Below are 12456 nucleotides of genomic sequence, written 5' to 3'. Positions count from 1 at the left end.
CATGGGTTCACCGGAGCCGGCCACGGCCAGCACTGCGCTGCTCACCGACCACTACGAGCTGACCATGCTGGGCAGCGCGCTCGCCGACGGGACGCACGCGCGCCCCTGCGTGTTCGAGGTGTTCGCCCGGCGCCTGCCGGACGGGCGGCGCTACGGCGTCGTCGCCGGCACCGCCCGCGTCCTGGACGCGATCGCGGACTTCCGCTTCACCGACGCCGAGCTGGCGCAGCTGGAGGCGACCGCCGTCGTCGACGACGCGACGCTGGCCTGGCTCGCGGACTACGAGTTCGCCGGTGACCTCGACGGTTACCCGGAGGGCGAGCTGTACTTCCCCGGCTCGCCGATCCTCACCGTCACCGGCTCGTTCGCCGAGTGCGTGCTGCTGGAGACGCTGGTCCTGTCGATCCTCAACCACGACAGCGCCATCGCGTCGGCGGCGGCCCGGATGTCCGGCGCCGCGCACGGCCGGCCGATCATCGAGATGGGCGGGCGCCGCACGCACGAGTACGCCGCCGTCGCCGCCGCGCGCGCCGCCTACCTGGCCGGCTTCGCGACGACGTCCAACCTCGAAGCCGGCCGCCGCTACGGCATCCCGACCCGCGGCACCGTCGCGCACGCCTTCATGCTCCTGCACGACAGCGAGGAGGAGGCCTTCCGCGCGCAGGTGAGCAAAATGGGCTCCGACACGACGCTGCTGGTCGACACCTACGACATCACCGCCGGGATCGAGAGCGCGGTCCGCGCCGCCGGGCCGGAGCTGGGCGCGATCCGGATCGACTCCGGCGACGTCGGCCCACTCGCCCGCCGCGCGCGTGAGCAGCTGGACTCCCTCGGCGCCAAGGACACCCGGATCGTCGTCTCCGGCGACCTCGACGAGCACGCCATCGCGGCGCTGCGCGCGGAGCCGGTGGACGCGTACGGCGTCGGCACCTCGGTGGTCACCGGGTCCGGCGCGCCGACCGCCGGGATGGTCTACAAGCTGGTCGAGGTGGACGGCAAGCCGGTCGCCAAGCGCAGCGCGCACAAGGAGTCCCGCGGCGGCCGGAAGTCCGCGCTGCGGCGTCACCGCGGCACCGGCACGGCGGTCGAGGAGGTCGTCTGGACCACGGCGGGCGGCGCGCCCGAGCCCCAGCCGAACGACCGGCCGCTGCAGATCCCGCTGATCCGCGGCGGCCGTGTGGAGGCGGACCTGCCTACGCTCGACGACGCGCGGCAACGGCTGCGCCACGGCCTGGTCAGCCTGCCGTGGGAGGGCCTGAAGCTCTCGCACGGCGACCCGGCGATCCCGACCCAGTTTTTCTGATCGACACTGTCTCTGACCCGGAGGTCACCATGGCAACCGCGCTGATCGTGGTGGACGTGCAGAACGACTTCTGCGAAGGCGGCTCGCTGGCCGTCGCGGGCGGCGCGGCGGCCGCGGAGACGATCTCCGCGCTGAGCGCCACCGGCGGCTACTCGCACGTCGTCGCCACCCGGGACCACCACATCGACCCGGGCGCCCACTTCAGCGACACCCCGGACTTCCGGGAGAGCTGGCCGCCGCACTGCGTCGCCGGCACGCCCGGGGCGTCGTTCCACCCGGCGCTCGACGTCGTCCCGATCGGCGAGGTGTTCTCCAAGGGCGAGTACAGCGCGGCCTACTCGGGCTTCGAAGGCGCGTCCCGGAGCGGGCAGTCCCTGGAGACCTGGCTGCGCGAACACGACGTGACCGACGTCGACGTCGTCGGCATCGCGACCGACTACTGCGTGCGGGCGACGGCGCTGGACGCGGCCCGCGCCGGGTTCGGCGTGCGTGTCCTGCTCGACCACACCGCCGGGATCGCGCGGGCTTCGGTCGACAGCGCGCTGCGGGACTTCGACGAAGCCGGCGTCACGCACACCGGAACGGCGCACGTCGCGTGAAGGACCTGAAGGCTCTTCTGGCCGAGCACCGGCTGGTCGCGATCCTGCGCGCCTCCGACGCGTCCCGGTTCGCCGACGCGGCGATGGTGCTGCACGCGGCCGGCATCCGCCTGCTCGAAGCGACGCTGACGACCCCGGGCGCGCCGGCGGCGATCACCGCGCTGCGTCTCGCGCTCGGGGCCGACGCACTGATCGGCGCGGGCAGCGTCCGCGAACCGTCCGATGTGGACGTCGCGGTCGACGCGGGCGCCGCGTACCTGATCACGCCGACGGTCAACCCGGCGGTCCTGGAGCGCGCGGCGGCGCTGGACACCCCCGTGGTCTGCGGCGCGCTGACACCGACGGAGATCGACCAGGCCTGGCGGCTCGGCGCGGCCGCGGTGAAGGTGTTCCCGGTCGCGGCCGTCGGCGGGATCGCGTACCTGCGCGCGGTGCGGGCGCCGCTGCCGGACGTTCCGCTGGTGCCGACCGGCGGTGTCCACCTGGCCGACGTCGAGGGCTACCTGCGCTCGGGCGCGATCGCGGTGGCGGCGGCGACCCCGCTGCTCGGCGACGCGCTGACCTCGGGCGGCAGCCTGCCGGACCTGGCCACGCGGGCCGGCGAGTTCGTCGCCGCCGCGAGCCGCTTCGCGACCGCGTAGCTACTTCTTGCCGTAGGGGTCGCAGGCGGCCGTGCCCAGGTAGATGTCCCCGCTCGCCGGGCCGCCCTGCGGGAACAGCTTGATGTGCACGGCGTGGGTCACGAGGCTGCCGTCCGGCGGCTGGGGCGTCACGGTCTCGTTGAGGATCACGGTCGCGAGCGCGGTCCCGGCCGGGCCGCCCGGGATGACGATCCGGTGGTTCGCGGGGATCTCCGCCGGCACGGTGATGCCGGTGACCGCGCCGATCGAGACCTCACCACCGCTGCCGGTGGCGTTCGTGGCGCACTTCGCGGAGTAGGTGCGCACGGTGAGCACCGGGCCGCCGTAGCGCTTGAGCACGCCGGCTTCGAAGCGGTGCCCGGACGCCTGCGCGACCGAGACGGCGCCCGAGCGCCCGCAGCCGCTCTCCCCGAGGCCGAACGCGGCGACGTCCCCGGTCACCCCGCCTGACGTCCGCGCGCTCAGCGGGCCGTCGACGGTGCATTTGGCCAGCTCACCGGTCATGACGTGCTCGTTGTCGATCATCACGTCCAGTGAGCCCGAAGACGCCCATCCGGTGGACGTCCCGGGGGTCGCCGCGGCCAGGAGCGGCACGGTCAGTGCGGTCACCGCCAGCAACCGGAATGTCCTCTTCCTGGCGTTTCGCATGCACCGGCCTCCTCGGTTTCGTGACTGTTCGTAGTTACCCCTTTCGTCATCGGCAGCCCCGGGCCGCGCCCTGATCGGGTCCACCCGGTCGGGTGGCCGGTGAGGAACGCAACTTCCGGCTTTTTCCTGGGGTAACGAGCGTTAACCTCGGGCGTCCGCTCACCCAGGGAGGTTTTGTGTCTTCGCTGTCCTTCGCCGGCAGGCGGCCCGTGCTGGCCGACCTCGTGCCCGGTTCGCTCGTCCGGGACATCGCGCTGGTCGCGGGTGGCGCCGTGCTCACCGGCGCCGCCGCGCAGCTGACGATCCCGGTGCCGGGCAGCCCGGTGCCGATGACCGGCCAGACGTTCGCGGCGCTGCTCGTGGGCGCGTCGCTCGGCATGTCGCGCGGCGCCGCGTCGATGCTGGTGTACCTGCTCGTCGGCGCGGTGGGCGTGCCGTGGTTCCAGCACGGCACCGCGGGCCTGTCCGGCGCGAGCGCGGGTTACATCGTCGGGTTCGTCTTCGCCGGCGCACTGGTCGGCGCCCTCGCCGGTCGCGGCGGCGACCGGACCCCGGCGCGCACGGCGGGCACGATGGTGCTCGGCAACATGGTGATCTACGCGTTCGGCGTGCCATGGCTGATGGCCTCGACCGGCTTCGACCTCTCGACGGCGTTCGCCAAGGGCGTGACCCCGTTCCTGGTGGGCGACGCGATCAAGATCATCGTGGCGGCGGGGCTGCTGCCGTTGACCTGGAAGCTGGTCTCGGGCCGCACCGAGGAGTGAGGTACGGGGCGCTCTCGCCTCTGTTGGGCTCGAAGGGGGCTTCTCCGCGACTGTCGCGGGGAGGTCCCCTTCGCCCTTGACTGCAGGCCGACTTTTGCGGCGAGGCCCCTTTCGCCGCGCCTGGCTGGTCGAACGCCTCCCACCACCGGGTCAGTTCACCCCCACAACCCGCTCCGCCACGACCAGCCCCTCCGCGGTCAGCCGGTGCCGCCGCACCCACCACCCTCTGCCGCGCCGCCTCCTCCCACGCCGCGCCCAGCCGACTCCGCCGCACGCGCCACCCTCCGCTTCCTCCCACGCTGCCCCCTTCTCCTCGCCCAGCCGACTCCGCCGCACGCGCCACCCTCCGCCTCCTCCCCCTTCTCCTCGCCCAGCCCCTCCGCGCTCAGCCCGCTCCGCCGCCCACCCTCTGCTGCCGCCGCCTTCTTCACCGCGCCAGCCCCAGTCAGCCATGCGCCCGGCCTCATCACCGCAGGCCACCTTCGCCGACCACCCCAGCCCCGCGCCCGGCGAGCATCCGCCACCACCCAGGCCCCTCCCACCACCCCGCCCCGCACCCCAGCCCTCCCCGAGCGGCGCGAGTGGCCCGTTCGCGACGGATCACCGATCCTGTCGGGCCCGGCGGCTAATGTGTCGCTGTGCCCGCTCGAACTGATTTCCCCGGCGTCCTCGAACTCCTCACCCACGCGGTGGAGTCCGTCGGCGGCGCCGAGCGTCCGGGGCAGGTCGAGATGGCCGACGCGGTCGGCCGCGCCATCCGCACCGGTGAGCACCTGGCCGTGCAGGCCGGCACCGGCACCGGCAAGTCCTTGGCCTACCTCGTGCCCGCGATCCGCCACGCCGTCGAAAAGGAGGCCACCGTCGTGGTCTCCACGGCCACGATCGCGCTGCAGCGCCAGCTCGTCGACCGCGACCTGCCGCGCCTCGCGAAGGCGCTGAAGAAGCCGCTCGGCCGCGAACCGACCTTCGCGATCCTCAAGGGCCGCCGCAACTACATGTGCCTGCACCGGCTGGACTCCGGCGCGCCGGACGAACCGGAGGACGCCCAGCTCTTCGACCCGTTCGCGGTGTCGCGCCTCGGCAAGGAGGTCACGCGGCTGCGGGAGTGGGCGTCCGACACCGAAACCGGCGATCGCGACGAGCTCGTCCCGGGTGTCACCGACCAGGCGTGGCGCCAGGTATCGGTGACGGCGAAGGAATGTCTCGGCGCTTCACGCTGCCCGATCGGCACGGACTGCTTCGCCGAGAAGGCCCGCGCCGAGGCCGGCCGCGCCGACGTCATCATCACCAACCACGCGCTGCTGGCCATCGACGCGCTGCAGGGCTACCAGGTGCTGCCGGACCACGACGTCGTGATCATCGACGAGGCCCACGACCTCGTCGACCGGGTCACCTCGGTCGCCACCGGCGAGCTGACCAGCGCGATGTGCGCGTCCGCCGCCCGCCGCTGCGGCAAGCTGATCGACGCCGACGTCGCCGACGGCCTGCTGGAGGCGGGTGACGGCCTGGCGCTGATCGTCGACGACCTGCCCGCGGGCCGGATGGACGCGCTGCCGCAGCCGTTGAAGGGCGCCATCCCGGCGGTCCGCGACGCCGCGCACCGCTGCATCACGGCGCTGGGCTCGGATCGCAAGGAGGACGTCGAAGGGGCCACCGCGCGCAAGCTGGCGCGTTCGCTGCTCGACGAGGTGCACGACACCGCGGTCCGCCTGCTGGAGGCGTTCGACGACGACCAGGCGCACCAGCGTGACGTCGTCTGGCTCTCCGGCGACAAGTACTCGTCGAACCCGCGGCCGCCGGCGCTGAAGGTCGCGCCGCTGGGCGTCGCCGGGCTGCTGCGCGAGCGGGTGTTCAACCAGCACACGACGATCCTGACGTCGGCGACGCTGACCCTGGGCGGCACGTTCGACACGATGGCGCGCCAGTGGGGGCTCCCGCCGGCCGCGGCGCGCGTGGAGCAGGCGCCGGGCGCCGCGACGGAGAAGGAAGTCCCGTCGGACGTCGACTCCGGCCCGAAGTGGACCGGCCTGGACGTCGGCTCGCCGTTCGACCACAAGCGCAACGGGATCCTCTACCTGGCCAAGCACCTGCCGCCGCCGGGGCGCGACGGCCTCGCGTCGTCCACAATGGACGAACTGGCCGAGCTGGTCGAGGCCGCGGGCGGGCGCACGCTCGGCTTGTTCTCCTCGATGCGCGCGGCCAAGCAGGCCGCCGAGGAGATGCGCGGACGGCTCGACTTCCCGATCCTCTGCCAGGGCGAAGACGCGACGTCGCTGCTGGTCCAGAAGTTCTCCGAAGACGTCCGCACGTGCCTGTTCGGCACGCTCAGCCTCTGGCAGGGCGTGGACGTGCCCGGGCCGTCGCTGCAGCTCGTGGTGGTCGACCGGATCCCGTTCCCGCGCCCGGACGACCCGGTGTCCTCGGCGCGCCAGCGCGCGGTGGAAGCCCGCGGCGGCAACGGCTTCCTCACCGTGGCGGCGACGCACGCGGCGCTGCTGCTGGCGCAGGGCACCGGCCGGCTGCACCGGTCGGTCACCGACCGCGGGGTAGTCGCGGTGCTGGATTCGCGGCTGGCGAACGCCCGCTACGGCGGATTCCTCCGTGCGTCCCTGCCGCCGTTCTGGCCGACGATGGATCCGAAAGTGGCGCGTGACGCCCTGCGCCGGCTGGACGCAGCCGCGCCCGCGTGACGCGGTCCACAACACCGACCGGTACGGTGAAGCAACCGAAGCAACAAGGGAGCACCGGTTGAGCCAGGATTCCTCCAGCGCCCAGTCCCGGACCGTCAGCGTCGACGACACCGGCGTGCGACGGCGGCTCGCGGACGGCAGCGAAGAGGCCGTCACGTGGTCCGACCTGTCGTCGGTGATGGTGCGGGTGATCCCGGACGGCCCGTGGAATGAAGACGTCTTCTTCATGCTGGTGGGCACCGACGGCAAGGGCACGGCCATCCCCAGCGGCGACCCGGCGGCCGACGCGCTGATCGAGCGCCTGCAGGCGCTTCCGGGTTTCGACAACGAGAAGTTCATCGAAGCCATGACCACGGACGCCGACCAGGCCTACGTGGTCTGGGAATCCAGCGAGAACTGAGATGCGCTGTCCCGTCTGCGGCGCCGAAGGCAGCCTGAGCCCGCTCGGCAAGCTGGTGAGCACCACCCCGCACGGAGGCAGCCCGGAACTGCGCTTCAAGCGGCGGAACGCGATCCACGCCGAGCCGACGTTCACCGCCAAGCTGGCGCGGGCGTGCGTCAAGTGCGGGGTCCTGCTGCCGTTCCTGGACTTCCAGCAGCGCAGCACGCTCGCCACCGCGATGGACGAGCTGATCCCGTACGACCGCTAGGCCTCCGGGAAGCTCTCCGTCACCGGGATCCCCTTCTTGAGCGTCCGGCTCACCGTGCAGAGCCGCTCGATCGCCCGGTCCACCGCGCCGGCCAGCGCTTCCCGCTGATCCGCCGCCAGTGTCGACACGTCGACATCAAAGGCGACGTGCACCGCGTCCAGCTCCGAAGCGCCCTCACGCCGGTCGGCCGTGACGGCGACGCGGAACTTCGCGTCTTCGCCGACCCGCCGGGTGATCAGCTCTTCGGCCGTCACCGCGCTGCAGCCCGCGGCCGCGATCTGCAGCAGCTCCGCGGGCGAGAACGCCCCTTCGGCGCCCGTGCGGCCCAGCCGGACCTCGGCGCCCCGCTCGTTGCGGCCGACGAAGGAGTGCTGCCCGTCGCGCTGTACTTCGAGTCCCATGCCCGCTCCAACCGGCTCAGGAAGCTGCTTGTTCCGGCTCCCACTGGGCAAGAACCGTGAGGGTGCCGGGGTCGACCTCGGTGAACCCCGCGTCCCGCACGGCGACCACGCGGTCGCGCCGCCACGCGCCTTCGGGGTCGTCACCGGGGTGCAGCTCCTTCCACCGCGCCTCGCTCGCCGTGCGCACCGCCGTCCGGTAACCCCGCTCGGCCCAGGCGGCCCGCTCGGCGTCGCCCAGCAGCGCGGCGAGGATCATCGTGGCGTGCCCGACCTGGGCGGCGGCCTTGCCGACGGTCATCGGCGTGTGCGGGTTGAGCAGGAGCAGCGGCACGCCGGCCGGGACCGGGCCCGGCTCGTCCGGCGGCAGCTCGCTGCCCGAGATCTGCAGCCGCGCGATCTCCTTGGGCGTCTCGGTGACCAGGCCGGGCACCAAGGCCCGCGCCTCGGCGCCGTCGACCTCGACGGTGATGCCGGGGAAGTCCTGGGCCGCCGCCCAGTGCGCGCCCCGCGCGCGGCGGGCGACCTTCCGGATCCGGTTGTCGAGCCACGCGTGCATCGGCTCGGCCCACTCCCCGCCGGGCTCGGCGCGCTCGTCGAGGCAGACGGCGAGCGCGGCCGCCGCCGCGGCCTCCAGCAGGGCGGTGCGGGCCGGCGGCTCGGCGCGTTCGATGCGCAGGACCACCGGCATCGCCCGGACTTCCTCCGGGAGCTCGTCGGAGGTGTCCGACGTGTCTTCGGCCGGGAGCCCCAGCCAGTAGGCGTACCGGGCGCCCAGCGGGTCGAGAACGCTGCTCATGGACGCAGCAGCTCGAGGCCGTCGGCGGCGTCGGCCGCTTCGACCTCGCCCCGGGTCAGGCCGAGCACGAACAGCACGGCGTCGAGGTACGGGTGCGACAGCGCGGTGTCGGCCACCTCGCGCAGCGCGGGCTTGGCGTTGAACGCGACGCCCATGCCGGCCGCCGAAAGCATGTCGATGTCGTTGGCGCCGTCCCCGACCGCGACGCACTGCTCGAGCGGGATGTCGTACTCGCCGGCGAAGCGGCGAAGCACCTTCGCCTTGCCTGCACGGTCGACGATCTCGCCGACCACCTTGCCGGTCAGCTTGCCGTCGACGATCTCGAGCTCGTTCGCCGCCGCGAAGTCCAGGCCGAGGTCCTCGACCAGACCGCCGATGACCTGCGTGAACCCGCCGGACACCACCCCGGTCTTGAACCCCATCCGCTTGAGCGTGCGGATGGTCGTGCGCGCTCCCGGCGTCAGCTCGATCGACGCGGCGACCTCGTCGATCGCCGTCGCGGGCAGGCCCTCCAGCAGCGCGACCCGCTGCTCCAGCGACTCGGTGAAGTTCAGCTCGCCACGCATGGCCGCCTCGGTGATCTCGCGGATCTCCGGCTCGACCCCGGCGTGCGCGCCCAGCATCTCGATGACCTCGCCCTGGATCAGGGTCGAGTCGACGTCGAAGACGACCATCCGCTTCGCGCGCCGGGTGATCCCGGCCCGCTCGACGGCGATGTCGATCCCGGCCTCGACCGCGGCGTCGGCGAGCTCCGAGCGCAGGGCGGCGTCCGCTTCCGGCGTGTCCTGGTCGACCGAGACGTACAGCTCCAGGCCGGTCACCGGGTAGTCGGCCACACTGCGGATCGCGTCGATGTTGGCGCCGAGCGACGCCAGCCGGCGCGCGACCTCGGAAAAGCCCCGCGCGGTGACCGGGCGGCCCAGCACGACCAGCACGTGGGTGGAGTCGCGGCGGCCGAGCGCGAACGGGTCGTCCCCGATGGCCGCCCCGATGGTGACGTCGACCTGCATGCCGACCGACGCCATCGCCTGCTCGACCGACTCCTGCAGACCCTCGGGGTCGCGGTAGACCCCGGCGAGCACCCCGAGCACGAGCCGCCCGCGGATGACGACCTGCTCGACGTCGAGCACGTCGACGTCGTGGCGGGTCAGCACGGCGAACAGCACGGACGAGACACCGGGCTTGTCGGGGCCGGTCGTCGTGATCAGGACGGGCGTCTGGCTCACTGGTCATCCCTCGTTCGGCAACGCTGCACGGTCAGTCTGCCGGTCCGGACCCGGACACAAGTAGAGGGGGGGGGGGGGGGTGCGAAAAACAGGGAAGGGGGGGCCGCAGCCAGGGGGTGGGCGTTGGTGTGTCTTCTTTTTTGGGAAATTCTGCATTTGCGTTGCGCCGCTCGGGACGCGAACAAAGGTGACGTTTCGCCCTGCCCCCAAAACCCCCCGCCCCGCGCTCACTCGATCAGGGGTCCTACTTGTCGCCTTGCTCGCTCGCGTTGTCGTTCGAGTGGTCTCCCGGGATCAACGCCTCGGTGAGCACCTGCGACGGCGCCCCGTGGCTGTTGTCCTTCTGCTTCCCGAAGAAGCCGATCTCACCCTCGCTGTGGATGCGCTCGATCATGTGCGGGTAGTGCAGCTCGAAGGCCGGCCGCTCGGAGCGGATCCGGGGCAGCTCGGTGAAGTTGTGCCGCGGCGGCGGGCAGGACGTCGCCCACTCGAGCGAGTTGCCGTAGCCCCACGGGTCGTCCACCGTGACGATCTCGCCGTACCGGTAGCTCTTGAAGACGTTCCAGATGAACGGCAGCGTCGAGGCGCCGAGGATGTACGCGCCGATCGTCGAGATCGTGTTCAGCGTCGTGAAGCCGTCACTGGTGAGGTAGTCCGCGTACCGCCGCGGCATGCCCTCCGCGCCCAGCCAGTGCTGGACGAGGAACGTGCCGTGGAAGCCGATGAACGTGGTCCAGAAGTGCCACTTGCCGAGCTTCTCGTCCATCATCCGGCCGGTGATCTTCGGGAACCAGAAGTAGATGCCGGCGAAGGTGGCGAACACGATCGTGCCGTAGAGCACGTAGTGGAAGTGCGCGACGACGAAGTAGCTGTCCGACACGTGGAAGTCGATCGCCGGCGCGGCCAGCAGGATGCCGGTCAGGCCGCCGAAGAGGAACGTGACGATGAAGCCCATCGAGAAGATCATCGGCGTCTCGAAGGACAGCTGGCCCTTCCACATCGTGCCGATCCAGTTGAAGAACTTCACGCCGGTCGGGACCGCGATCAGGAACGTCATGAAGGAGAAGAACGGCAGCAGCACGGCGCCGGTGGCGTACATGTGGTGCGCCCACACCGCGACCGACAGCGCCGCGATGGCCAGCGTCGCCCAGACCAGGCTCTTGTAGCCGAACATGGGCTTGCGGCTGAAGACCGGGAAGATCTCCGACACGATCCCGAAGAACGGTAGGGCGACGATGTAGACCTCTGGATGGCCGAAGAACCAGAAGAGGTGCTGCCAGAGGATCACCCCGCCGTTTTCGGGGTCGAACACGTGCGCGCCCAGATGCCGGTCCGCCAGCAGGCCCATCAGGGCCGCGGTCAGGATCGGGAAGGCGAGCAGGATCAGGATCGACGTCACCAGGATGTTCCAGGTGAAGATCGGCATCCGGTACATCGTCATGCCCGGCGCGCGCAGGCAGACCACGGTGGTGACCATGTTGACCGCGCCGAGGATGGTGCCGAGACCGGAGACCACCAGGCCGGAGATCCACAGGTCCGCGCCGACGCCCGGCGAGTGGATCGCGTCCGACAGCGGGGTGTAGGCGAACCAGCCGAAGTCGGCGGCGCCACCCGGCGTCAGGAAGCCCGACAGCACGATCAGGCCGCCGAAGAGGTACAGCCAGTACGAGAACGCGTTCAGCCGCGGGAACGCGACGTCCGGCGAGCCGATCTGCAGCGGGAGCACGAAGTTCGCGAAGCCGAAGAGGATCGGGGTCGCGTACAGCAGCAGCATCACCGTGCCGTGCATGGTGAACAGCTGGTTGTACTGCTCCTGCGAGAGGAACTGCTGTCCCGGGCGCGCCAGCTCGGTGCGGATGAGCATGGCCATCGCGCCGCCCGCCATGAAGAAGGCGAACGACGTGACCAGGTACATGATCCCGATCTGCTTGTGGTCCGTCGTGCGGAACAACCGCAGCAGGTACGAACCCTTGACCGACTCGTGCGCGGGGTACGGGCGCGTCGCGATCGGCTTGGGGGCTACGGCCGTCACTCCTGCCTCCAACACTTGAAAACCTTGTGGTGGTCATCGTCGCGCCACCGGCCCGGGAACACCCGGTCCGACGGCTTAGGGGGATCGTAGCCCTCGCTACCGACAGTCGCGCGCACCGGCTGGCAAGATCGGTCCGTGGCCGACGAATACACGCGCGCCGCGGTTCGCGCGGCACTGACCGTGACCTCGCGGCTGGGCCTGCGCGAGCACGAGCCGGAGGTGCTCCACGAGCGCTCGAACGTGCTGGTGAAGCTGGGTCCGCTGGTCGCGCGGGTGCCGGGGACCACCCGCCTGGCGCGGCCCGGTCCGGCGTGGCAGGAGCGGGACGTGGCGCTGTCCCGGTTCCTCACCGAACGTGGTGTGCTCGTCGTCTCACCGGCCACGGATCCCCCGGCCGGACCGCATTTCGCCGAGGGCCTGCCGGTCACGCTCTGGCACCACACCCCGCACGATCCGGACCACCGGTACGCACCGGACGTCGTCGCGCGCTCGCTCGCCGAAGTGCACGCGGCGTTGCGGGAGTATCCCGGCGAACTGCCCCGGCGCGGCCCGCTCGACGACCTCGAGCGCATCTTCGAGCGGCAGGACCTCGACGGCGAGACACCCCGGTTGCGCGCGGAGGCGGGGCGCCCCCCCCCCCCCCCCCCCCCCCCCCCCCTTCCCCCCCCCCCCCCCCCCCCCCCCCCCCCAAACCCCCCCCCCCCCA

The 12456-nt window shown here is 71.9% G+C and carries 12 protein-coding genes; 7 read left to right on the top strand and 5 right to left on the bottom strand.

Annotated elements, in window-relative coordinates; all coding sequences use genetic code 11:
- The first annotated feature begins 1 nt into the window (after window position 1).
- The 3 genes from ACZ63J_RS27540 to ACZ63J_RS27530 are packed head-to-tail and all read left to right on the top strand — an operon-like array spanning window position 2 to window position 2543.
- Window positions 2-1303 carry a nicotinate phosphoribosyltransferase gene (locus ACZ63J_RS27540; protein WP_465402192.1) on the top strand — a complete coding sequence of 434 codons (1302 nt, stop codon included), beginning with the start codon at window positions 2-4 and terminating at the stop codon, window positions 1301-1303.
- Between the two features lie 29 nt (window positions 1304-1332).
- The gene (locus tag ACZ63J_RS27535; protein WP_465402194.1) at window positions 1333-1902 is read left to right on the top strand and encodes an isochorismatase family protein; all 570 of its coding nucleotides are present in this window, start codon (window positions 1333-1335) and stop codon (window positions 1900-1902) included.
- The gene (locus tag ACZ63J_RS27530; protein WP_465402196.1) at window positions 1899-2543 is read left to right on the top strand and encodes a bifunctional 4-hydroxy-2-oxoglutarate aldolase/2-dehydro-3-deoxy-phosphogluconate aldolase; all 645 of its coding nucleotides are present in this window, start codon (window positions 1899-1901) and stop codon (window positions 2541-2543) included. The genes ACZ63J_RS27535 and ACZ63J_RS27530 overlap by 4 nt, the downstream gene beginning before the upstream one ends.
- Here the strand turns inward: ACZ63J_RS27530 and ACZ63J_RS27525 are convergent, their stop codons facing one another.
- Window positions 2544-3161, bottom strand: coding sequence for a choice-of-anchor P family protein (locus ACZ63J_RS27525; protein WP_465402221.1), 618 nt, complete (start codon window positions 3159-3161; stop codon window positions 2544-2546).
- 206 nt (window positions 3162-3367) lie between these two features.
- Between ACZ63J_RS27525 and ACZ63J_RS27520 the strand changes: the two genes are divergently transcribed.
- The 4 genes from ACZ63J_RS27520 (at window position 3368) to ACZ63J_RS27505 (ending at window position 7295) form a co-directional block, all read left to right on the top strand.
- Entirely contained in the window at window positions 3368-3955 is a 588-nt protein-coding gene (locus tag ACZ63J_RS27520) for a biotin transporter BioY (RefSeq protein ID WP_465402198.1), read from the top strand.
- A 638-nt stretch (window positions 3956-4593) separates the two neighbouring features.
- Window positions 4594-6645: an ATP-dependent DNA helicase gene (locus ACZ63J_RS27515; RefSeq protein WP_465402200.1), complete on the top strand. Its 2052-nt coding sequence runs from the start codon at window positions 4594-4596 to the stop codon at window positions 6643-6645.
- Between the two features lie 58 nt (window positions 6646-6703).
- The gene (locus ACZ63J_RS27510) at window positions 6704-7045 is read left to right on the top strand and encodes a hypothetical protein (protein ID WP_465312632.1); all 342 of its coding nucleotides are present in this window, start codon (window positions 6704-6706) and stop codon (window positions 7043-7045) included.
- 1 nt (window position 7046) lies between these two features.
- Window positions 7047-7295 carry a hypothetical protein gene (locus ACZ63J_RS27505; protein ID WP_465402202.1) on the top strand — a complete coding sequence of 83 codons (249 nt, stop codon included), beginning with the start codon at window positions 7047-7049 and terminating at the stop codon, window positions 7293-7295.
- On the opposite strand, the gene ACZ63J_RS27500 is transcribed toward ACZ63J_RS27505, so the two are convergent.
- The 4 genes from ACZ63J_RS27500 to ctaD all read right to left on the bottom strand — a co-directional run bounded on the left by ACZ63J_RS27500 (window position 7292) and on the right by ctaD (window position 11750).
- On the bottom strand, window positions 7292-7696 hold the full coding sequence (locus ACZ63J_RS27500) for an OsmC family protein (RefSeq protein ID WP_465402203.1): 405 nt from the start codon (window positions 7694-7696) through the stop codon (window positions 7292-7294). The two genes, ACZ63J_RS27505 and ACZ63J_RS27500, sit on opposite strands and share 4 nt — an antisense overlap.
- A 16-nt stretch (window positions 7697-7712) precedes the next feature.
- Entirely contained in the window at window positions 7713-8492 is a 780-nt protein-coding gene (locus ACZ63J_RS27495; protein ID WP_465402204.1) for a peptidyl-tRNA hydrolase, read from the bottom strand.
- Entirely contained in the window at window positions 8489-9718 is a 1230-nt protein-coding gene (gene serB / locus ACZ63J_RS27490; protein WP_465402206.1) for a phosphoserine phosphatase SerB, read from the bottom strand. The genes ACZ63J_RS27495 and serB overlap by 4 nt, the downstream gene beginning before the upstream one ends.
- Window positions 9719-9962: 244 nt before the next feature.
- On the bottom strand, window positions 9963-11750 hold the full coding sequence (gene ctaD / locus ACZ63J_RS27485) for an aa3-type cytochrome oxidase subunit I (protein WP_465406260.1): 1788 nt from the start codon (window positions 11748-11750) through the stop codon (window positions 9963-9965).
- Between the last annotated feature and the right edge of the window lie 706 nt (window positions 11751-12456).

The organism is Amycolatopsis sp. NPDC104863, assembly GCF_055582965.1.
Note: the sequence above shows the minus strand (reverse complement) of the source record. Positions and strands in the feature narration are given on the sequence as shown.